This window comes from Pseudomonas sp. Yb2C2, assembly GCF_052112325.1.
Taxonomy (GTDB): Bacteria; Pseudomonadota; Gammaproteobacteria; order Pseudomonadales; family Pseudomonadaceae; genus Aquipseudomonas; species Aquipseudomonas marginalis.
The window spans coordinates 36,632-58,480 of sequence record NZ_JAVAJK010000012.1; the positions used below are offsets into that span (position 1 = coordinate 36,632).

Below are 21,849 nucleotides of genomic sequence, written 5' to 3' on the forward strand. Positions count from 1 at the left end.
GCGATCAAAGGCGGAAGTGCCCCACCATCCCCTTGAGCTCCGCCCCCAACTGCGCCAGCTGGATGCTCGACGCCGCATTGCCCTGCATGCTCAACGCCGATTGATCGGCACTCGCACGAATACTGGTGACACTACGGTTGATCTCTTCGGCCACCGAGCTCTGCTCCTCAGCCGCAGCGGCAATCTGCTGGTTCATCTGCTGGATCAACGACACCGCTACCGCAATGCTGCCCAGGGCACTTTCGGTTTCCAGCGCATCGCTGACCGCCAGCTTGACCAGTTCGCCACTTTGCTGGATCTGCTGCACCGATGATTGCGCCGCGCTGCGCAAGGTACTGACCAGCCGCTCGATTTCTTCGGTCGACTGCTGGGTGCGCTTGGCCAGTGCCCGTACTTCATCGGCCACCACCGCAAAACCCCGGCCCTGTTCGCCTGCGCGGGCGGCTTCGATGGCTGCGTTCAGGGCCAGCAGGTTGGTCTGTTCGGCGACGCTTTTGATCACGCTCAGCACGGTGCCGATATTCTGGATTTCGGCACTGAGGCTCTCGATGCTGGTGCTCGCGCGTGTACTGGACGTGGCCAACAATTCGATACGCTGCAAACTCTGGCGCACCACCTGCTGGCCGCTGTCGACTTTTTCATCCGCCGTCTGCGCGGCTTGTGCGGCCTGCTCGGCGTTGCGTGCCACATCGTGCACGGTGGCGGTCATCTGGTTCATCGCGGTAGCGACCTGCTCGGTTTCTTCCTTCTGGCTGCTGACCTCGACATTGGTCTGCTCGGTCACGCTGGACAGCGACTGCGCCGAGCTGGCCAATTGTTCGATACCGGCCTGCAGGCCGCTGACCATCTGGCTAAGGCCGCCGCCCATCTGTTGCATCGCCTGCATCAACTGGCCGATTTCATCACGGCGGCTGACCTCCATGCGCCCGCTCAGATCCCCGGCGGCAATCTGTCGGGCTACCGCGATCACACTGCGCAGCGGCGCGACAATCAAGCGGGTAATCACCCAGGCCGCAATCAACCCCACCAGCAAGGCCAGGGCCGACGAGCCAATGATCAACATCGCGCTTTTCTTCAGTTGCGCCTGCATCGACAGGTCTTCAGCGTCATAGGCCTGGTTGACCCGGCTGACGACTTGGTCAGCTCGATCATGCAGTTGTTTGTAGACGACTTTTTCCTGGGCCAGCAGGCCGGTGTATTCCCCCAGCTTTTCGCTGAAGGCGGCGATATGCCCGGAAACTTCGTTGAGCACCGTCTGATAACCAGGGTCCTTGACCGACGTTTTCAATTGCTCGACCTGGGCCAGGGCCTGGTCGGCCTGCTCGATCTTGCCTTGCTCGGCGTCGTCAGCATCCGCCTTGCGGCTCTGGTCCAGGCGCACATGGGCTTCGTTCATGGCCTGCAACATCAAGCGGGAAACCTGACTGATCTGGCCTGCCTGCTCGATAAACTCGGCCCCCTCCTTACCTTGGCTTTCCTTGAGGCCATAGGCGCCGTCGTCCGCCAGCCCGGCCTGCAATACATCCAGGTTATTCGCCACGCTGGACACCGACCAACTGGCCATTTCCAGCGCCAGATCCTTGGTCTGCGTCAGCTCGACGAACTCATCGAACGCCTTCCGGTAGGCTGCCAGAGCCTGCTCGACCTCGGCCATCACCGGCACATTCGCCGCAGACTGGGCCTTGAGGCCGGCCGCCTGGGCCGCCAGGGCATCGAGACTTTCATGCAAGGCGTCGACGGCCTTGGGGTCGGTGTGCAGCGCGTAGTCCTGTTCGATCAGGCGCACCTTGAGCAAGCCGCTGTTGAGCGACGACATGGCCTTGAGGCCTTCAAAACGCTGGCCAACGGTTTGCAGGGACCACACGCCGATAGCCGCGACCAACGCCGTCAGCAGCAGCACCAGGGTGAAGCCCAAGCCCAGTTTTTTCGCCATACCCAGGTTGGCGAAACGTCGTTGCACGCCTGAAATCATTGCACTTGAATCCTCTTGCAATGGCGGACGCCATCAAGTCCGATGGACAAGCAACGAGATTCGCAATCAAAAGGCACTGAGCACAAGGCACTGGCGCCACAATAATGGCAAAAAGCTACACACTCGTCGTTTTCAGAATGGTCGAGGTCGATCTGGCGGGCCCCATCGCACGGAACAACGCCAAGGCACGTTGATCAGTAGCATAGGCGACATTAAGGCGTAGCCACTCACTGTGCCCGCCGGTGGGACTGAACAACGCCCCGGGCGACAACAACACCCCCAACTGCCGGGCGCACGCCTGCAACCGCGAAGGCTGCGCCGTCCCCGGGCGTGCCCACAGGAACATACCGCCGGTGGGTACGGCGAACACCTCCCACTCTTCGTCCTCCAGCACTTGCAGGGTCACGGCCATTTCACTGCTCAACCGCTTGCGCAGGCGCTGCACCCACTTGCGATACGTGCCATTGGCCAGCAACGTGGCGACCACCGCTTCAGCAAACCGGGAGGTGCCGAAGCCGCTCAAGGTCTTGAGGCTGGCCAGTTGCGTGATGATTGCGCTGCTGGCGCAGAGGTAGCCCACGCGCAAGGCGCTGCTCAGGGTCTTGGAAAAACTCGCGACGTAGATCACCCGATCATCATGGGGCAATGCAGAAAGCCGCGTGCAACTGGCCTGTTGCAGATCGCCGTAGACATCTTCCTCGATGATCAGGAAGTTCTTGCGGTGTGCCAGTTCCAGCAAGCGCTCGGCCACCAGCCGGCACAGGCTGGTGCCCGTGGGATTGTGATAGAGGCTGTGGATGAACAGGCACTTGGGATGATGGTGCTGCAGCAGCGCTTCAAGCGCCGGGAGGTCGGGGCCGCCTCGGGTACGCGGTACTTCCAGCAGTTGCACGCCCTGGAACGCCAGCTGCCGATAGAGGTTGGCATACCCGGGGGTTTCGACCACCACGCTGTCGCCGGCCTTGAGCAGCGTACGTATCAGCAGGTCCTGGGCATGGCTGGCACCTGCGGTGGTCAGGATGCGCTCCAGGCTGGTGGCGATGTGAATCTGGGTCAGGCGCTTGAGCAGTTGCTCGCGCAGCGCAGGCAGACCCAGAGGGGTGCTGTAGTTGAACAGGCCGGCCGTGTCGGTGCGGGTGACTTCACGAATCGCGTAACTGATGTCATCGCTTTCGCGCCAGGCATCGGGCAACCAGCCACAGCCCAGCTTCAACTCGCCCAACGGATTGTCGGCAAAGGCGCCCCACTCGCGCTCCGCCCCCTCATACCAATTGCCTTCGTGGCAGGCAGCCGGCTGGGCCACCACAAATCCCGAGCCCTGCCGGGGCGCCAGCACCCCTTGGGCGACCATCCGTTCGAATGCTTCGATCACGCTGGATTGGCTGAGCAGGTTATCCAGGGCCAACTGGCGGACGGACGGCAAGCGCGTTCCGGGGCTCACGCCGTCCTTGCGAATCCATTGCACCACTGCACTGACGATTTGCTGCACTACCGGTACAAGGGCCTGTCGATCGATCCCTAAATCCATGAGCCACTCACTTCAACTGTCTGTTATCAACCCGGAGAGTTAAGCACAGAAGCAGCAGGTTGCCGGCCGCATAAATTTATTAAATTATTGATTTTATTGACTTATTTACCTACTGACACATATTCGGTCACAGCGTTTTGCCAGCTTTGGAAAAGCCCCACGCGCGCCCAGACGTTTTCGAACAAGGGGCCGGCGCCAGGTCCTAGATAGCCGTCGCGCCACCGTCCACGGCCAAGGCGTGGCCGGTGGTGAACGCCGCTCCGTCGCTGCACAGGTACAGCACTGCGCTGGCGATTTCCTCCACCTTGCCGATACGCCCGACCGGGTGCATGGCGGCGGCGAATTCGGCCTTGCGGGGGTCGGCTTCATAGGCGCGCCGGAACATATCGGTATCGATCACCGCCGGGCAGACGGCATTGACGCGGATTTTCTTCTTCGCGTATTCGATAGCTGCGGACTTGGTCAGGCCGATCACGGCGTGCTTGGAGGCCGCATAGATACTCATCTTCGGCGCCGCGCCCAACCCCGCCACCGACGCGGTGTTGACGATCGCCCCACCGCCCTGGGCCAGCAGCAGCGGCAACTGGTACTTCATGCACAACCACACACCCTTGACGTTGACGCCCATGATCGCGTCGAACTCATCCAGGCTGCCGTCCGCCAGCCTGCCCTTCTCGATCTCGATGCCGGCGTTATTGAACGCATAGTCCAGGCGACCATAGGCGCCGATGGTCTGTGCCATCAACTGCTGCACATCCGCCTCCTGGGTGACGTTGCAGCGCACGAACAGCGCCTCGCCCCCGGCCTGGTGGATCAGCGCGACCGTACCCTCGCCGCCAGCTACGTCCAGGTCGGCGACCACGACCTTCAAGCCTTCGGCGGCGAACGCCAGCGCAGTGGCGCGACCAATACCGGCGGCGGCGCCAGTCACCAGGGCGACCTGGCCGGAAAACGTCATGCTCATGGAGGATGTCCTATTGGGATTAATGGCAGTGGCACGAGTCTAGCCAACGCCGAGACGCACACGTCAGCACTATCAGAAGTCCGGTTAGTGCTGCATGAGTCATAGTGATAAGGCAACCGGGCTCACTATCAATGGCACCTATCGATGAGCATTCGCACCCTAGGCTGACCTTGCCCCCGGGCCGTCCAAGGTCTATCAATCATGCTTCACTTCTAAAGAGTCCTTGCCATGACCGCCCAGACCAACCGCCAATTCCTGCTCGCCAAACGCCCGGTCGGCGCGGCCACGCGGGAAACCTTCACTTACCAGGTCGTGCCGGTGGGCACGCCCGGGGACGGGCAGGTGCTGGTGCACAACGAATACCTGTCCCTCGACCCGGCCATGCGTGGCTGGATGAATGAAGGCAAGTCCTACATTCCGCCCGTAGGCCTCGGCGAGGTCATGCGCGCGCTGGGTGTAGGCAAGGTGATTGCCTCGAATAACCCGAAATTCTCCGTCGGGGACTACGTGAATGGCGCCCTGGGCGTGCAGGATTACTTCCTGGGCGAACCGCGCGGCTTCTACAAGGTCGACCCCAATCTGGCGCCCCTGCCCCGCTACCTGTCTGCGCTGGGCATGACCGGCATGACCGCCTACTTCGCACTGCTGGACACCGGCGCGCCCAAGGCCGGTGAAACCGTGGTGATCTCCGGCGCGGCCGGTGCCGTGGGCAGCATTGCCGGGCAGATCGCCAAGCTCAAAGGCTGCCGCGTGGTCGGCATTGCCGGCGGCGCCGACAAGTGCAAGTTCCTGGTGGATGAGCTGGGCTTCGACGCCGCCATCGACTACAAGAACGAAGACGTGCCCGCCGCCCTGAAGCGCGAGTGCCCTAAAGGCGTGGATGTGTATTTCGATAACGTCGGCGGCGACATTCTTGACGCGGTGCTCAGTCGGCTGGCGTTGAAAGCCCGCGTGGTGATTTGCGGGGCCATCAGCCAGTACAACAACAAGGAAGCGGTGAAAGGCCCGGCCAACTACCTCTCACTGCTGGTCAACCGCGCAAGGATGGAAGGCTTTGTGGTGATGGATCACGCGGCGAACTTTGCCGCCGCCGGGCAGGAAATGGCCGGTTGGATGGCCCAGGGCAAGCTCAAGAGCAAGGAGGATATCGTCGAGGGGCTGGAGACGTTCCCGGAGACGCTGATGAAGCTGTTCAACGGCGAAAACTTTGGCAAATTGGTGCTCAAGGTCAGCTGATACACGGCAGATCCGCGCGTTCCCACGCGAACGTGGGAACGCGCATCGATCAGGCGATCTCGGCGACTACCGCCGCCAACGCCTTGGCCGGATCCGCCGCCTGGCTGATCGGACGGCCGATCACCAGGTAGTCGGAACCCGCGTCCAGTGCCTGGCGCGGGGTCAGGATGCGGCGCTGGTCGTCCTGGGCACTGCCCGCAGGGCGAATCCCCGGGGTCACCAATTGCAACGACGGATGGGCAGTTTTCAAGGCCTGGGCTTCCAGCGCCGAGCACACCAGGCCATCAAGGCCGGCTTTCTGCGCCAGGGCGGCCAGGCGCAGCACCTGCTCCTGAGGCTCGATATCCAGGCCAATGCCCGCCAGGTCCTCGCGCTCCATGCTGGTCAGCACGGTCACGCCGATCAGCAACGGCTTGGGGCCGCTGCGCTGTTCCAGCACTTCGCGGCAGGCGGTCATCATGCGCAGGCCGCCGGAGCAGTGTACGTTGACCATCCACACGCCCATCTCGGCCGCAGCCTTGACCGCCATGGCGGTGGTGTTGGGGATGTCGTGGAATTTCAGGTCGAGGAACACCTCGAAGCCTTTGTCACGCAGGGTGCCGACGATTTCCGCGGCGCAGCTGGTGAACAGTTCCTTGCCGACCTTGACCCGGCAAAGCCTGGGGTCCAACTGGTCAGCCAGCTTCAGTGCGGCGTCACGGGTGGGGTAATCCAGGGCGACGATGATAGGAGTCTGGCAGGCGGACATTGGAATGGGCTCTCAGGCAAGTCGAAATCGGCGCGGATTGTAGCGCAAGCAGCGCCGTTGCGGGATCCGATGATCGGTAAATACTGACCAACCGCCATCAGCCAGGCATTCCAGATGATTATTTCAAAGCTGATACATTCATGACATGCCCACAACACGCCCTGCCGCTAGCCTCGCCCGCACGACCCACCGACCAGCACTACCAGCCATGGGGCTGGGCGCCTATGCTGACCGTAACAACCAGGCAGATGATCGCACTATGCATACCCCTTCCGTCCCCGTGAACGACGAGCAAAAAGGCGCGGTGGTCGCCGATGACAAGCGCTGGAACACCCGTGCGCTGATCGTCGACGACGATGTGCCGATCCGCGAATTGCTGATCGACTACCTGGCACGCTTCAATATCCTCGCCACCGGCGTGACCGACGGCGCCGCGATGCGCCTGGCCATGCAAGCCGAAACCTATGATGTGGTGGTACTCGACCTGATGCTGCCGGGGGAAGACGGCCTGACCCTGTGCCGCTGGCTGCGCGCCGAATCGGATATCCCGATCCTGATGCTCACCGCCCGCTGCGAGCCCACCGACCGCATCATCGGCCTGGAACTGGGGGCCGACGACTACATGTCCAAGCCCTTCGAACCCCGTGAACTGGTAGCGCGGATCCAGACCATCCTGCGCCGCGTGCGCGATGACCGCACCGAACAGCGCGCGAATATCCGCTTCGACAACTGGCGCCTCAACAGCGTGTTGCGTCAATTGGTGGCCGACGATGGCCTGGTGGTGCCGCTGTCCAACGCGGAATTCCGCCTGTTGTGGGTGTTTATCGAACGCCCGCGCCGGGTGCTGAGTCGGGAGCAGCTGCTTGATGCCGCCCGTGGCCGCTCGATAGAGGCCTTTGATCGCAGTATCGACTTGCTGGTGTCGCGCCTGCGGCAAAAACTCGGGGATGACCCCAAGGCACCGCAGTTGATCAAGACCGTGCGCGGCGAAGGCTACCTGTTCGACGCCCGGGATATTGGCTGATGCGCGCGCCCTTCAACACGCTGTTCGGTCGGCTGTTCGGCGTGTTACTGGTGGCGATTGTGCTGGCCCATGGGCTGGCGTTCTTCTGGTTTCACCACTACGGCCAACCGCCGCCGCCCCCTCCTGAGCGATTTATCGAGCAGCCGGACGGGACCCTGGCGCCGATGCGCGACAAGCACCCACGCCCCTGGTTTGGCGGCCCGGTGGTGCCCCTGACCTTTCAATTCGTCTCGTTGATTATCGCGGCCTGGTACGGTGCCAAACTGCTGAGCCGGCCGATACAGCGCCTGAGTGAAGCGGCGGAACGCTTGAGCCTGGACCTCGACAGCCCACCCCTCGATGAATCCGGCCCGAGGGAAGCACGGCAGGCCGCCTCGACCTTCAACCTGATGCAAAGGCGTATTCGCGAGCAGGTCAGCCAACGCGCGCGCATGCTCGGCGCCGTCTCCCATGACCTGCGCACCCCGCTGTCCCGCCTCAAGCTGCGCCTGGAGCAGATCGAGGACACCCGGCTGCAGGGCCAGATGCGCCAGGACCTGAACGACATGATCGACATGCTCGACGCCACCCTGAGCTACCTGCACGAACAGCGCACCAGTGAAACCCGGCATTGGCTGGATGTGCAGGCGCTGGTGGAGTCCATGAGTGAAAACGCCCAGGACCAAGGCTCCGATGTGCAATGTGCGGGCAGCTGCCTGCCCTTGCAGGTGCAACCGATGGCCCTGCGCTCATGCCTCAACAACCTGATCGACAACGCCTTGCGTTATGCCGGCACCGCCCGCGTGGAGCTGGAGGACAGCCGCGAAGCGCTGGTCATCCGTGTGATCGACCACGGGCCGGGGATTGCGCCCGATAAGCGTGAGGCGGTGTTCGAGCCGTTCTATCGGCTGGAAGGCTCGCGTAACCGCAATTCCGGCGGCGTTGGCCTGGGCATGACCATTTCCAAGGAAGCCGCGGAGCGCCTGGGCGGCCGCCTGAGCCTGGAAGAGACCCCAGGCGGCGGCTTGACCGCCGTGATGTGGTTGCCCAGGGCTTAAAGGGGCTTGTCTTCACGCCGAACCTGGGCCTGGGTTGCGCTCCAATCCATCAGCAGGCTGTAGGCCACGGCCAGCAGGGTCGGGCCGATAAACAGGCCGATAAAGCCAAAGGCAATCAAGCCGCCGAAGACCCCGAGCAACACGATCACCAGCGGCAGGTTGCCGCCACGGCTGATCAGGTAGGGCTTGAGCACGTTGTCCACGCCGCTGATGATGAACGTCCCCCACACGCCAAGGAACACCGCATAGGTGTAGTCGCCTTTCCACGCCAGCCAGGCCGTGGCCGGGATCCATACCAGCGGCGGGCCCATCGGGATCAGGCTGAGCAGGAACGTCACGATCCCCAGCACCAACGCACCCGGCACGCCGGCGATCAGGAAGCCGATCAGTGCCAGCAGGGCCTGGGCGGCGGCAGTGCCGATCACACCGTTGACCACCCGCTGCACCGTACCGGCCACCAGTTCGATGTAGTAACCGGCACGGTCACCGATCAGTCGTTCCAGCAAGCGATGCACGAACATCGCCAGACGCGGCCCATCACGATAAAAAAAGAACACGAACACCAGGCTCAGGGTCAGTTCGAGGATGCCGCCGCCGATCTGCGCACTGCGCGCCAACAGCCAATTGCCCACCTGCCCCAGGTACGGCTTGAGGCTGACCATCAGCGCCGCGCCCTGCTCGTCGATGCTGTTCCACATGCCGACCAGGCGTTCCCCCACAAAGGGAATCGCCCCCAACCAGGCTGGCGCCTCGGGCAGCCCATCGACCTGAATATCCTTGATCAACGCCACGGCATCGCGCACATGGTCCGCGAGATTGAACCCCAGCCATACCAGCGGCACCGCCACCAGCAACATCCAGCCCAGGGTCAGGATGCCGGCGGCCAGGGATTCACGGCCACCCAGCGCGCGGGTCAGCAGCACCATCAGCGGCCAACTGGCAAACGCCAGCACCGCCCCCCAGAACAGCGCCGACCAGAACGGCGCCATCACCCAGAAGCTGGCACCAAACAGCACCAGCAGCAGGATTTGCACCAGCAGGCGATCGTTATTGAGCATGGGGTATCTCTAGAAAAGGCTGTAGGAAGAGAGCTTAGGCGAACGGCACGGGTCCGTTCGCCCTGTTGCGGTCAGCGTATCAGATGCAGGTGCAGGCCTTTGGTTTCAGTGCTGCCGGTTTCCAGGCGCGCGGCGCGCACGCCTTTGTCGACCAAAGCCTGGCGCCAGGCTTCGGCTTTCGGGCCGGTCAGGCTGACGCGCAAGGTCGTATCGAGGTTCAAGCCCCGGGAAATCAGGGTCAGCCAGGTGTCGTCGGGGTCGCCGCCAAGCGCGGGGAAATCCAGCTCACCGGTGCTTTTCAGCTCGCGCAACAAGGTGGCCGAGGTGGGCAGCAGGTCGCCCAGCGGTGCGCCGGCATCCAACTGCTCCACATGCAGGTAGGCACGACGGTTGCCTCGGGTGATGCCGTAGATGGCCACCAGGGAGTTTTCCTGCGGGGCGGCGAGACGCAGCAGCAGGTATTCCTGCTGGCCGTCGGCACCTACCAGCTTGGCATTACCGAACACTTCGTTGGCCCACAGGCTGCTTTCACCGCAATCGCGGGCCTGGCACCAGAACAACAACTGCGCGCCGTTGGCCTGCAACGCTTCGCGCGTCGACGTGAACGCAGCACTGGAGGTGTGTTCGGCAGGCAGCTCGTAGGTAATCGCTGTGGCTTGCCCACGGGCGGTGGCCTGGCCCTCATAACGCAACTGGCCACTGATCTTGCGGATCGCCCCCATGGGGTAGATGCGTTCCTTTTCTTCAGCGGGACGGTAATCGACGATCTGTGCGTCGACCTGACGGGCCACGGCAGGCAGGTCCTGGCTTCCCGGCACATCGGCGGCGAACACCAAGGGGCTGAAACAGCACAGTCCGAGGGCACGTATACATCCTTTACGCAGGCTCATCGGATCGGTGAGCCCTGGCCATCGGAGGTCGCAGCAGTGTTGAGTTGGTTCATGGTTGACTCCCTTTCAATCCGCCCAGCCTCGGCAGTTGACCGCCCCAAGTCAAGGCGCGGAGAAGAACCGATTGAAACAGTCTGCAACAAGGACCGCACCAGGCTCATCATTCAGGTGTAAATGATGGCCACCCGGCAACGTGGTTACCGTAAAGGGTAGCTGGGAAAGCAATTCGGGATGTTTCGCCAACATGCCATCGGCGGCGACCACCAACTGCGTAGGGCAACCCACGCGGCGCACGAAAGCCATCGCCTGCTCATCGGTCAGGCGCATCGGCGATGCCAGGGTCAGGCGACTGTCCGAGCGCCAGGTATAACCGCCCGGCACCGGCATCAAACCGCGCTGGGCCAGCAGTTCCGCGGCTTCACGGCTCACGGCGACCAGACCTTTCATACGCGCCTCAACCGCCCGGTCGAGGGTGGTGTAGACCGGCTTGCGCTTATCCTGCAGATTCAATTGCGCCTGCAAGGCCATGCCCAGGCGCTCGGCGGCGTTCTCACCGCTGGCAGTGGGCGGGATCACGCCGTCAATCAAACCCAGGTGCGTCACCCGTTCCGGCAAGGCACCGGCCAGCACCAGGGACACGATGGCGCCGAGGGAGTGGCCGAGTAATGCAAAACGTTTCCAGCCCAGTTGCTCGGCAACGTGCAGCACGTCGTGGACGTAATCCCACAAGGCATAACCGGCACCTGTAGGACGATGCGCCGAATGCCCATGGCCGGCCATGTCCAGCGCCACGATACGCAAACCCGCAAGCTTCGGCGCCAGGCGTGCAAAGCTGTTGGCATTGTCCAGCCAGCCATGCAGGGCGATCACCGGCAAACCGTCCTCGGGGCCAAACAGATGGGCCGCCAACTCAATGTGCGGCAGGCTCAGGCGAACCTCTTCGACGGGTGTGCTCATGCGCAGCTGCGCTCCCGGGCTTCCCAGCGGGCGAACAGGGTCTTGATCAAGGTCGCGGTGTCCTGGGGGCGTTCGAGGGGAAACATATGGCCGCCGGGCATGGTGAGCATTTCGCCCATGGGCAGACGGTCGACGCCGCTGGCGTGGTGACGCATCACCACGCGGCTCTGGCGACCGCGCACCACCGCCAGCGGCACTTTCAATTGGCGCACCTGACCGGGACTGGTGTGGGGCACGCCCCGGTAGATGCTGATTTCGGTGGCCGGGTCGAAACGCAGGCGCAGGCGATCACCCGCCTGGTACAGGCCGTGTTGCAGGTAGGCGTCGAAGCATTCCGGGTCGAAGCCTCGGAACAGGGTCTTGCCGGCGAAGTAGCTGCGCGCGGCGTCCAGGTCGCTGAATTCCTCACGACGGCCCAGGGTACGGCCGGCCGGTGTGAGGCGGTCGATAAAACCGAAGCGCTTGGCGGCGCGGATCACCCAACGGTCGGCGCGGGTCAATACCGGCGAATCGAGCATCACTACCCCGCGATACAGCTGCGGGCAGCGCAGGGCCGCGTGCAAATGCAGCACGCCACCCAGGGAGTGGCCCACGCCCCAGACGGGCTGCGGTTGCTGCTCCAGATGATGGATCAACTCGTCCACCAGGTTCTGCCAGTTATCGTCCACTGGAAACCTGGGGTCGTGACCGTGTTGCGGCAAGTGAGCCACCGCATACTCCGGGGCCAGGGCGGCAAACAGCTTGCCGTAGGTGGCCGAGGGGAAGCCATTGGCGTGGGCAAAAAACACGTGCTGCGACATAGCGGATCCATCTGCAAAAACCGAGATTGATTGTCACCAGGCCCAAGCCCCACAGCAATGACTGTAACTGCCAGGAATGATGACACTCACGCCACACCTATCGCGCCGGAGGGGTTTCGCCCAAAGGCACCACGGCCATGGTCAGCCGTGAGACACAGTTGCACTTGCCGTCATCGGTGGTCAGGCGAATGTCCCAGACCTGGGTGGTGCGGCCGATATGGATCGCCTTGGCCACCGCCGTCACCCGCCCGCTGCGCACACCGCGCAGGTGATTGGCGTTGACCTCCAGGCCCACGCAATAGAACTTGCTCGGGTCGATGCACAAATAGGCCGCCACGGAGCCGACGCTCTCGGCCAGAACCACCGACGCACCGCCATGCAGCAGGCCGTAGGGCTGGTGAGTGCGGTGGTCGACCACCATGCTGGCGGTGAGGGATTCCTCGTCGAAGCTTTCAAAACGGATGTCCAGCAGTTCACCGATGGTGTTTTTCTGGCCGGCATTGAGTTGCTCGATATTCGGTTGGGTGCGCCACAAGCTCATGGAATTGTCCTTATTAGTTTTATTACGGCCCTAATCCTGCCACACAACTGCCTCGCTGCGCTCGCTCCAACGAAAAGCGACGGACATAAGACCCGATCCTCTGTGGCCTGGCGGTAGCCTACGGATTCTTCACGCTGACCAGGCTCATCAACCCCGCCAGCGGGAAGTCGCCCTCAAGCTCTGCCAGGCTGGCGGTGGACATCGGCTGCGGCTGGCGCTGATGGCCATGCTGCAGAAAACTGATCAAGCTGCCGACCAGGGGCTGATGACTGACCAGCAGCACGTTGTCATCACTGTCGAGCTTGCTCAGGACCTCCAGCGGATTGCCCTCCGGCGTGAGCCAAGGCACCGTGCGGATGTCCGGCGCAAAACCCAACGCGTCCCGCACCAGCTGTGCCGTCTGCTGCGCACGCACGTACGGGCTGGCAATGATCGCGCTGAGCGGCTGGCCGATCAGGTGCGCCGCACTGCGCAACACCTCGGCGCGGCCATGTTCGGTGAGGTTGCGCTCGGCATCCGTGCGGGCATGCGCCTCGGCCTCACCGTGACGCAAGACCCACACCTTCATAGCTTCGGCTCCTCATCCCGCACCGGGTGCGGCGCCGGCGGCACGCTGTGGGCGGCTTCGCCCTCGGGAGCGCGCGGGGTTGGCCAGTCGGCGAACGGCCAGGGCTTCTGCTCGGTGTGGAAGCTGCCAAAGCGGCCGATCTGGGCAAGAAACTGGCTGAGGCTGTCGCCGAAGTTCATCAGGCCCAGGTTCGGCGCGCTGTAGACCAGGCGGTAGATCAACTGCACCACCACCAATGCGCCGAGCAGGAACTGCGCCACCTGCCACACCAGGGCAAACACCAGCATCCACAGGATGCGCAGGACAATGGACTCGTACTTGGGGGCTGCTTTTGGATCGTTCATGGCGCGTTCCTCAGTTGAAACCACTGGTGGAAATAAAGTCGACGTCGGTTTTGGGCTCGGCCCGCATCAGCAACTCGATGACCTGGTTCAAGGTGCGCCCTTCAAACAGGATCGCGTGCAGCCCGGCGACCAGCGGCATGTACACGCCGACTTCCTGGGCCTTGGCCTTGAGCACCTTGAGGGTGTTGACCCCTTCGGCCACTTCACCCAGGCGCGTCACCGCGTCTTCCAGGCTCAGGCCCTGGCCCAGGGCGAAACCCACCTGGTAGTTGCGGCTTTTCGGCGACGAGCAGGTGACGATCAAGTCGCCCACGCCGGCCAGGCCCAGGAAGGTCATGGGGTTGGCGCCCTGGTTCACCGCGAAGCGGGTCATTTCCGCCAGGGCACGGGTAATCAGCATGCTCTTGGTGTTTTCGCCCATGCCCAGCGCCACCGCCATGCCGGCGATGATCGCGTAGACGTTTTTCAGCGCCCCGCCCAGTTCCACGCCAAAGCGGTCGCCACTGGCGTACACGCGGAAGGTCCGGCCATGCAGCACCGCCTGGACGCGCTCGCACAACGCCTCATCCTCGCTGGCGATCACCGTGGCGGTCAGCGCGTGCTCGGCGACTTCCCGCGCCAGGTTCGGCCCGGACAGCACGCCAATGCGCGCCTGGGGGGCGATCTCGGCGAGGATTTCGCTCATCAACTTGAAGGTCTGCGCCTCGATGCCCTTGGTCAGGCTGACCAGCAGCTTGCCCGCCAGGCGCTCGGCATGGGGCGCCAGCACCGCGCGCAAGGCGCTGGAAGGCAGCGCAACAAAGCACAGGTCGCAGTCCGCCAGGGTGGCCAACAGGTCGGTGACCGGCTCGACCGCCGGATGAATCTTGATGCCTTTAAGGTAACGCGGGTTTTCGCGGTGTACGCGAATGGCCTCGGCCTGCTCGGGATCGCGCATCCACTGGCGCACCGCATGACCGTTCTCGGCCAGCAGGTTAGCCACGGCGGTACCAAAACTTCCGCCTCCCAGGACCGCAATAGGGCGCTGTTCAGTCATATGCAATCCGTTAATCCATACCAGTGGCGATGGCGGCATTATACGGGGCGACCCGCTTGCGGCCAGCCCCCGTATCAAATCGTGGGCCTGTCGGGAAATGCCACGCCTGTGGGACGGAATTGCAAGGGCGGCGACTGGCAAATAGCCTCGCCTCGGTTAACATGGACGGCTATCCGTCACTATCAAGGCCATGTCGTGTATTTGGGCCCTCCTTCCCGTTCATCTCTACTGCTTATGCTGTTGTGCAGTGCACCTGCGCTGGCTGACGACCTGTTCCTCGACAGCCAGCCGCTGCCGCAGGTATTGACCGCCACGCGCCTCAAGCAATCGGCCGCCGCCGTGCCGGGCAGCATGACCGTGATCGACAGCGAGTTGATCAAGGCCAGCGGCGCAAGGGATATCAGCGAGCTGCTGCGCCTGGTGCCGGGGATGATGGTCGGCTACACCACCGGCAACCAGGCGGCGGTGAACTACCACGGCACCAGCGCCAGCGATGCGCGCCGCATGCAAGTATTGATCGACGGGCGTTCGGTGTACCGCGCCGGCCTGGCCACGGTGGACTGGAGCGACATTCCGGTGGCGATGGAAGACATCGAGCGCATCGAGGTCTTCCGCGGCCCCAATACCGTCAGCTACGGGGCGAATGCCTTGATGGCGGTGGTCAATATCCTCACGCGCTCACCGGCCAACAGCCATGGCTCCCGGGTGAAGGTGATTCGCGGTGAGCGCGGTATCAATGACTTTTATGCCAGCCAGGGCGTGGGCTGGGAAACCGGCGATCTGCGCCTGTCGCTGTCCGGGCAACAGGACGATGGCTTTGACAGCGATGCCGTTGGCGCCGACCGCCGAGACGGCCGTCGCCTCAACCGCTTCAGCCTGGCAGTGAGCCAGACCTTGAACGCGCAACAGAGTATCGACTGGCAACTGAATGCCAAGGAAGGCACCAACCAGCGCCCTTACACCTACACCCCCGTATTCGCCGGGATTACCGAGGGCGGCGACAATTCCGATGTCACGGCCAAGGACTACGCCGGTTCCCTGCGCTGGAACTTTGATTTCAACCCAGAGCACAGCCTGTATATCCAAGGCTCGGCCCAGCAGTGGGACCGCCGGCAAATCTGGAAGGCCTGTGACGCCAAGGTCTCGTTCAGCCCCGAGCTGACCCAGTTGTGGCAGCTCAACCCCAACTATGCCGAACGGCTGGCCCGGCATATGGACACCTACAGCCAGGGCACCGCGCCACCGGGCAGCGCCGCCGAACAAGCCTTGGCCAACCAGGTACTGGACCAGTGGCGCAACGGCGCCAACCAGAGCGTATGCGGCGACATCGACCAGAGCACCCGCGAAAGCCGCTACGATGTGGAAATCCAGGACACCCTCAGCCTGTCCGACAGCCTGCGCCTGGTCAGCGGCATGAATTACCGCTACGACCGCGCCGACTCCGATACCTACTTCAACGGCACCCTGGACGACACCACCTGGCGCCTGTTCGGCCAGTTGGAATGGCGCGCCAGTGAACATTGGCTGCTGCAAGGCGGCGCCATGTTCGAAGACACGCACCTGAGCGGCCATTCGCTGACGCCAAGGGTGGCGGTCAACTATTTGATCAACCCGCGCCACGGCTTGCGCGCGGTGTACTCGGAAGCCATCCGTTCGCCGGACATGTTCGAGAACAATGTCAACTGGAGCTACCGCGTCACCAACCTCAGCTCACCGACCTATGGGCAGAGTTCCGGACAGTACTTCGTGAAGACGCGGGGCCCGGGCAACCTCGACAAAGAACTGATGCGCTCGCGGGAACTGGGCTACAACGGCTTCTTTGCCGACATCGGGCTGAACATGGACGTGAAGGTGTTCTACGACGAAATCACCGACATGATCAGCTCGCCGCTGCGCAATAACCAGTACATTGCCAGCAACGCCAACAGCTCACGCTTCACCGGCGCCGAGTCCCAGTTCGACTGGCGCGTGAGCAACGCCGACCGCCTGCGGCTGACTTACGCGTATGTCGACGCCACCACCAGCAACCCACTGGACAAAGCACAGACCGCACGTAACAGTGGCTCGGCCGGCTGGTTGCGCGAATGGGGCCAAGGTTGGTCCAGCGCGCTGTTCTACTATGGCGACGACGCACTCAACCAATATCGTTTCGAACGGGTCGACCTGCGGGTGGCCAAGCGCATTGCCCTGGGCAAAGCCAACGTGGAGCTGGCCGGCATGTTGCAACAACGCCTCGATAACCAGCCCACCACCTGGGCCGACAACACTTACGACCATCGTCACGTACTCTACTTCAGCGCGGAGCTGGAGTTCTGAGATGGGCGACTCGTCACGGATGACCTCCTTCTTTATCTATAAGTTGCGGCGACTTGCCGGGCTGCTGGCCGGCCTGTTGCTGTGCGCACCGGCGTGGAGCGCCGAGATCCTGCTGACCGCCGCCGAAGACGGCGCCGGGGTGCAGGCCTTTACCCAGGCGCTGGCCCGGCAACGCCCCGAAGACCGCGTCACCTTCACGTCCCTTGCGGCCTTGCCGGCACCCAGCCACCTGCCCGCCGGCACGCGCCTGATCCTGCTCGACCTGCCCGGCCTCGACTGGCGCCTGCGGGATACCCAAGGGCCGCCGACGCTGGTACTGCGCATCAGTCGGCTACAAGCCCATCAGCGCCCGGAGGCCTCACGGCACGCGCGGGTCAGCCTGTTGTGGAGCGACCCGCCGCTGGAGCGGCAGCTGCGCCTGATCAGCAGCGTCCTGCCCCAGGCACGGCGCATCGGTGTGCTCTACGGCACCGACAGTGAATTCCTGCTGCCCGAATTGCGCCAGCACGCGGCGGCCCTGGAGTTGGAGATCGTGCCGCAGCGCTGGGACAACACTAACGACAGTCGCCCGCTGCAAACCCTGTTCAGGAACAGCGACGTGCTGCTCGGCCTCGATGACCCGCAGCTGTACAACCCGAAGACCGCTAAAAACCTGCTGCTGAGCAGCTACGCCCAGCAATTGCCGCTGTTCGGGCCCAATGCAGGGTTTGTGCGCGCCGGCAGCCTCGCCAGCACCTACAGCGACCAGGACGATTGGCTGGCGGTACTCGATCGTTTGCTCGACCAGCCGCCGGCCGCTTGGCCACGCGGGCTGTACCCAGACCACTTCAAAGTCGTGGGCAACGCGCAGGTCGCACGCTCACTGGGCATCGAACAGGTGGACGAAGCCAGCGTCGCCGCCCGAATGGCCGAAGGAGAAAAACGCCCATGACCTTGCGTCGTCGTTGGGACATCAATACCCGCACCCAGCTCATAACCCTGGGCCCGGCGCTGTTGCTGACGTTGCTGTTGATCAGCTTCTTCACCTTCGTGCGTATCCAGGACCTGCGCCAGGAACTGGACCACACCGGCCAATTGATCGCCAACCAACTGGCACCCGCCACCGAATATGGGGTGATCTCGGGCAACAACGATGTGCTCGACAGCCTGCTGCGCGCCACGCTGGCCACGCCCCATGTGCGCTTCCTGGAGATTCAGGACAGCAGCGAAAATATCCTGGTGTACGTCGAGCAACCCGCGGAGAAACACGACCGCGCGCTGTCGGTCAAAGTGTTCCAGGCGCCGATCCGCCTGCAGCATATCCAGTTGGGCAACGACTTTTTCCAGGACAACCTTAACGAACCCAAGGCCCCCCGCGCGGACTATCTGGGCCGGGTGATCGTCGGCATGTCCAATGACGCCTTCAGCCAGCGCCAGCAGGAGATCCTGTTCAAGGCCGGTATCCTCGCGCTGTTCGCCCTGCTGTTTACGTTCCTGCTCGCCCGGCGCCTGGCGGCGAGCCTGTCGCAACCGATCAGCGCCATGGGCAATGCGGTCAAGGCCATCCAGCAGGGCGACTACAAGACGCCGCTGCCGATTGTGGATGACTCGGAGCTGGGCGACCTGTCGCGACATATCAACAACCTCGCCGAAGGCCTCAACCAGGCCAGCCGCGAACAACAGCAGGCCATGGCCCAGTTGATCCAGACCCGCGAAGAGGCCGAGCGGGCCAACAACGCCAAGTCAGACTTCCTGGCCATGATGAGCCACGAACTGCGCACGCCGATGAACGGTGTACTGGGCATGCTACAACTGCTGGAAACCACCGACATGACCGAGGAACAGACCGAATACGCGGCGCTGGCCTCCGAATCCACCGAGCATTTGCTCAAGGTGATCAACGACATTCTCGACTTCTCGCGCATCGAACGCGCGGCCCTGGAGCTGGAACATATCCCCTTCAACCTGGCCGACCTGATCAACAGTTGCGCCCAGGCCTTCCAGCACAGCGCCCAGCAGTGCGGGCTGGCGCTCAAGCTGCCGATCCCGCCCGGCATGGACGCACTGCGGGTACAGGGCGATCCGACGCGGATCCGCCAGATCCTGGTGAACCTGATCGGCAATGCCTTGAAGTTCACCGAATACGGCACCGTCAGCGTCGAGCCCCATTGGCAGGTGCTCGACCATGAGTTGGTGTGGTTCACCTGCACCGTGCGTGACAGCGGCATCGGGATTTCCGCCGAGCGCCTGGAATTGATGTTCGATGCGTTCCAGCAGGCCGACAGTTCCATTTCAAGACGTTACGGCGGTACCGGTCTCGGGCTGCCCATCGCCCGTACCCTGGCCGAACGCATGGGTGGCACGCTGCGCGCGCAGAGCGAAGAAGGCCGTGGCTCGGTGTTTACCCTGGAGATCCCGCTGGCCATCGACCCCCACAGCCAGCCGTCGATCGCCCTGGATGCCGAGGGCAAGCACAGCGCCGGCGAGGGTCGCCATGTGTTGCTGGTGGAGGACAATCCGGTCAACCGCGCCGTGGTCGAAGCCATGCTGCGCAGCCTGGGCTTTGAAGTCAGCCTGGCCACCGATGGCGCCGAGGCGATCCGCAGTGCCGAGAGCCTGATATTCACCGCGATCCTGATGGATTGTCGCCTGCCCTTGATCGACGGTTATGAAGCCACCCGGCAGATTCGCCAACTGCCCGGCTGCGCCGACCTGCCGATCATCGCCCTGACGGCCAACGCCTTGCAGGGCGACCGGGAAGCCTGCCTTGCGGCTGGAATGAACGATTACCTGGCCAAGCCGTTCAAACGCACGGATCTGCAGCAAATCCTGCAGCGCTGGGTGCAATAGCGGCGCGCCACTAGCCAACTCCGACTGGCGTGAAAGACGAAAGTGCGGCAGTCTTAGGCACCCGAACGGGCCCATAAACAGGCTCGGTTTAAAATTTCAGTGAACAAGTGTACATTCAGTACCTTGCCGCTGTGACTTTCACTACAACGCAATAGTCTATGTGTAGGCTGCCGACATGAGGCATGAACGCTTCATTCGGTTCGGGAAGATTTGCCCTACCCTGCCGCATGGGATTATTGAGGAGCTCGCATGACCAAACAAAACGCCTTTACTCGGGAAGACCTGCTGCGCTGCAGTCGCGGTGAGCTGTTCGGCCCAGGTAACGCGCAACTGCCCGCCCCGAACATGCTGATGGTGGATCGCATCACCCATATCAGCGAAGAGGGTGGCAAGTACGGCAAAGGTGAATTGGTCGCCGAGCTGGATATCACCCCGGACCTGTGGTTCTTCGCCTGTCACTTCGAAGGTGACCCTGTCATGCCTGGCTGCCTGGGCCTCGACGCCATGTGGCAACTGGTCGGCTTCTACCTGGGCTGGCAAGGCCTGCCAGGCCGTGGCCGCGCCCTGGGTTCGGGCGAAGTGAAGTTCTTCGGCCAGGTCCTGCCGACCGCCAAGAAAGTCACCTACAACATTCAAATCAAGCGCGTCCTCAAGGGCAAGCTGAACCTGGCCATCGCCGACGGTTCGGTGACTGTCGACGGTCGCGAGATCTATACTGCCGAAGGCCTTCGGGTCGGCGTATTTACTTCCACTGACAACTTTTAAGGGTTATCCGCATGCGCCGCGTCGTTATCACTGGTCTGGGCATCGTTTCTTGCCTGGGCAATGACAAAGAGACCGTCACCGCTAACCTGCGTGCAAGTCGCCCTGGCATCCGCTTCAACCCGGAATATGCCGAAATGGGTCTGCGTAGCCAGGTTTCCGGCTCCATCGACCTGCCCCTCGAAGAACTGATCGATCGCAAGATCTATCGCTTCGTGGGCCACGCTGCCGCCTATGCCTACCTGGCCATGAAAGACGCCATCGCCGACTCCGGCCTGAGCGAAGACCAGGTATCGAACGTACGCACCGGCCTGATCGCCGGCTCCGGCGGCGCATCGACCCTCAACCAGATGGAAGCGCTGGACATCCTGCGCGAAAAAGGCGTGAAGCGCGTTGGCCCGTACCGTGTCACGCGGACCATGGGCAGCACCGTTTCGGCCTGCCTGGCCACGCCGTTCCAGATCAAGGGCGTGAACTACTCGATCTCCTCCGCATGCGCCACCAGTGCACACTGCATCGGTACCGCCGTCGAGCAGATCCAACTGGGCAAGCAGGACATCGTGTTCGCCGGCGGCGGCGAAGAAGAACATTGGAGCCAGTCGTTCCTGTTCGACGCCATGGGCGCCCTGTCCACCCAGTACAACGAAACCCCGGAAAAGGCCTCCCGCGCCTACGATGCCAAGCGTGACGGTTTCGTCATCGCCGGCGGTGGCGGCATGGTGGTGGTCGAGGAGCTGGAGCACGCCCTGGCCCGTGGCGCCAAGATCTACGCGGAAATCGTCGGCTACGGCGCCACTTCCGATGGCTACGACATGGTTGCGCCAAGCGGTGAAGGCGCCATCCGTTGCATGCAGATGGCCATGTCCACCGTGGATACCCCGATCGACTACCTGAACACCCACGGCACCTCGACTCCGGTCGGCGACGCCAAGGAAATGGAAGGTGTACGCGCGGTATTCGGCGACAAAGCCCCAGCCATCAGCTCCACCAAGAGCCTGTCGGGTCACTCCCTGGGCGCCGCCGGCGTTCACGAAGCGATCTACTGCCTGCTGATGATGGAAGGCAACTTCATGGCCGGTTCGGCCAACATCGACGAGATCGACCCGGTCGTCGCCGATATGCCGATCCTGACCAAGACGGTTGAAAACGTCAAAGTCGACACCGTGATGAGCAACAGCTTCGGCTTCGGTGGCACTAACGCCACCCTGGTGCTGAAACGCTGGCAGGGTAAGTGAGCCC

At 63.0% G+C, this 21,849-nt stretch carries 20 protein-coding genes and 1 pseudogene; 8 read left to right on the forward strand and 13 right to left on the reverse strand.

Features of this window, described 5'->3' with window-relative positions; translation table 11 throughout:
* Positions 1 to 4 precede the first annotated feature (4 nt).
* The 4 genes and pseudogenes from Q8X51_RS17730 to Q8X51_RS17745 all read right to left on the reverse strand — a co-directional run bounded on the left by Q8X51_RS17730 (position 5) and on the right by Q8X51_RS17745 (position 4,464).
* Positions 5 to 886: a methyl-accepting chemotaxis protein gene (locus Q8X51_RS17730; RefSeq protein WP_371914624.1), complete on the reverse strand. Its 882-nt coding sequence runs from the start codon at positions 884 to 886 to the stop codon at positions 5 to 7.
* Positions 866 to 1,972, reverse strand: a pseudogene (locus Q8X51_RS17735) (HAMP domain-containing protein); the annotation flags it as partial. The gene Q8X51_RS17730 and the pseudogene Q8X51_RS17735, both read right to left, overlap by 21 nt.
* A 115-nt stretch (positions 1,973 to 2,087) precedes the next feature.
* The gene (locus Q8X51_RS17740; protein WP_065924513.1) at positions 2,088 to 3,500 is read right to left on the reverse strand and encodes an aminotransferase-like domain-containing protein; all 1,413 of its coding nucleotides are present in this window, start codon (positions 3,498 to 3,500) and stop codon (positions 2,088 to 2,090) included.
* 202 nt (positions 3,501 to 3,702) lie between these two features.
* Positions 3,703 to 4,464: an SDR family oxidoreductase gene (locus Q8X51_RS17745; protein WP_065924512.1), complete on the reverse strand. Its 762-nt coding sequence runs from the start codon at positions 4,462 to 4,464 to the stop codon at positions 3,703 to 3,705.
* Positions 4,465 to 4,692: 228 nt separating this feature from the next.
* On the opposite strand from Q8X51_RS17745, the gene Q8X51_RS17750 reads away from it, so the two are divergent.
* Complete coding sequence (locus Q8X51_RS17750; protein WP_065924511.1) at positions 4,693 to 5,700, forward strand: NADP-dependent oxidoreductase; 1,008 nt, start codon at positions 4,693 to 4,695, stop codon at positions 5,698 to 5,700.
* A 49-nt stretch (positions 5,701 to 5,749) separates the two neighbouring features.
* Here Q8X51_RS17750 and pyrF read toward each other — a convergent pair whose 3' ends face one another.
* A complete protein-coding gene (gene pyrF / locus Q8X51_RS17755; RefSeq protein WP_065947279.1) occupies positions 5,750 to 6,448 on the reverse strand; it encodes an orotidine-5'-phosphate decarboxylase in 699 nt (232 codons plus the stop codon).
* 259 nt (positions 6,449 to 6,707) lie between these two features.
* On the opposite strand from pyrF, the gene Q8X51_RS17760 reads away from it, so the two are divergent.
* Together Q8X51_RS17760 and Q8X51_RS17765 are read left to right on the forward strand one after the other, a co-directional pair.
* Positions 6,708 to 7,472, forward strand: a complete 765-nt coding sequence (locus Q8X51_RS17760; protein ID WP_065924552.1) for a response regulator — start codon at positions 6,708 to 6,710, stop codon at positions 7,470 to 7,472.
* Positions 7,472 to 8,509, forward strand: coding sequence for a sensor histidine kinase (locus tag Q8X51_RS17765; RefSeq protein WP_065924509.1), 1,038 nt, complete (start codon positions 7,472 to 7,474; stop codon positions 8,507 to 8,509). The genes Q8X51_RS17760 and Q8X51_RS17765 overlap by 1 nt, the downstream gene beginning before the upstream one ends.
* Here Q8X51_RS17765 and Q8X51_RS17770 read toward each other — a convergent pair.
* The 8 genes from Q8X51_RS17770 to Q8X51_RS17805 form a co-directional block, all read right to left on the reverse strand.
* Complete coding sequence (locus Q8X51_RS17770; RefSeq protein ID WP_065947278.1) at positions 8,506 to 9,567, reverse strand: AI-2E family transporter; 1,062 nt, start codon at positions 9,565 to 9,567, stop codon at positions 8,506 to 8,508. The two genes, Q8X51_RS17765 and Q8X51_RS17770, sit on opposite strands and share 4 nt — an antisense overlap.
* 71 nt (positions 9,568 to 9,638) lie before the next feature.
* Positions 9,639 to 10,457, reverse strand: a complete 819-nt coding sequence (locus Q8X51_RS17775; RefSeq protein ID WP_065924507.1) for a DUF4892 domain-containing protein — start codon at positions 10,455 to 10,457, stop codon at positions 9,639 to 9,641.
* A 102-nt stretch (positions 10,458 to 10,559) separates the two neighbouring features.
* A complete protein-coding gene (locus Q8X51_RS17780) occupies positions 10,560 to 11,414 on the reverse strand; it encodes an alpha/beta hydrolase (RefSeq protein ID WP_065924506.1) in 855 nt (284 codons plus the stop codon).
* Positions 11,411 to 12,214 (reverse strand): alpha/beta fold hydrolase, encoded by an 804-nt coding sequence (locus Q8X51_RS17785; protein ID WP_027607078.1) that lies wholly within the window; start codon positions 12,212 to 12,214, stop codon positions 11,411 to 11,413. The genes Q8X51_RS17780 and Q8X51_RS17785 overlap by 4 nt, the downstream gene beginning before the upstream one ends.
* A 97-nt stretch (positions 12,215 to 12,311) precedes the next feature.
* Positions 12,312 to 12,755 (reverse strand): hotdog fold thioesterase, encoded by a 444-nt coding sequence (locus Q8X51_RS17790; RefSeq protein ID WP_065924505.1) that lies wholly within the window; start codon positions 12,753 to 12,755, stop codon positions 12,312 to 12,314.
* A 118-nt stretch (positions 12,756 to 12,873) separates the two neighbouring features.
* Complete coding sequence (sixA, locus tag Q8X51_RS17795; protein ID WP_065924504.1) at positions 12,874 to 13,323, reverse strand: phosphohistidine phosphatase SixA; 450 nt, start codon at positions 13,321 to 13,323, stop codon at positions 12,874 to 12,876.
* Positions 13,320 to 13,667: a DUF4389 domain-containing protein gene (locus Q8X51_RS17800; protein ID WP_065939916.1), complete on the reverse strand. Its 348-nt coding sequence runs from the start codon at positions 13,665 to 13,667 to the stop codon at positions 13,320 to 13,322. Before Q8X51_RS17800 ends, sixA begins: the two co-directional genes overlap by 4 nt.
* A 10-nt stretch (positions 13,668 to 13,677) precedes the next feature.
* The gene (locus Q8X51_RS17805; protein WP_065924502.1) at positions 13,678 to 14,703 is read right to left on the reverse strand and encodes an NAD(P)H-dependent glycerol-3-phosphate dehydrogenase; all 1,026 of its coding nucleotides are present in this window, start codon (positions 14,701 to 14,703) and stop codon (positions 13,678 to 13,680) included.
* A gap of 195 nt (positions 14,704 to 14,898) precedes the next feature.
* Between Q8X51_RS17805 and Q8X51_RS17810 the strand changes: the two genes are divergently transcribed.
* The 5 genes from Q8X51_RS17810 (at position 14,899) to fabB (ending at position 21,845) form a co-directional block, all read left to right on the forward strand.
* Complete coding sequence (locus tag Q8X51_RS17810) at positions 14,899 to 17,019, forward strand: TonB-dependent receptor plug domain-containing protein (protein ID WP_323146955.1); 2,121 nt, start codon at positions 14,899 to 14,901, stop codon at positions 17,017 to 17,019.
* A 1-nt stretch (position 17,020) separates the two neighbouring features.
* Complete coding sequence (locus Q8X51_RS17815; RefSeq protein WP_407694051.1) at positions 17,021 to 17,950, forward strand: ABC transporter substrate-binding protein; 930 nt, start codon at positions 17,021 to 17,023, stop codon at positions 17,948 to 17,950.
* Positions 17,947 to 19,848: an ATP-binding protein gene (locus Q8X51_RS17820; protein ID WP_407694050.1), complete on the forward strand. Its 1,902-nt coding sequence runs from the start codon at positions 17,947 to 17,949 to the stop codon at positions 19,846 to 19,848. The genes Q8X51_RS17815 and Q8X51_RS17820 overlap by 4 nt, the downstream gene beginning before the upstream one ends.
* A gap of 249 nt (positions 19,849 to 20,097) precedes the next feature.
* A complete protein-coding gene (gene fabA, locus Q8X51_RS17825; RefSeq protein ID WP_003210552.1) occupies positions 20,098 to 20,613 on the forward strand; it encodes a 3-hydroxyacyl-[acyl-carrier-protein] dehydratase FabA in 516 nt (171 codons plus the stop codon).
* An 11-nt stretch (positions 20,614 to 20,624) separates the two neighbouring features.
* On the forward strand, positions 20,625 to 21,845 hold the full coding sequence (gene fabB, locus Q8X51_RS17830) for a beta-ketoacyl-ACP synthase I (RefSeq protein ID WP_027607070.1): 1,221 nt from the start codon (positions 20,625 to 20,627) through the stop codon (positions 21,843 to 21,845).
* Positions 21,846 to 21,849: the final 4 nt, after the last annotated feature.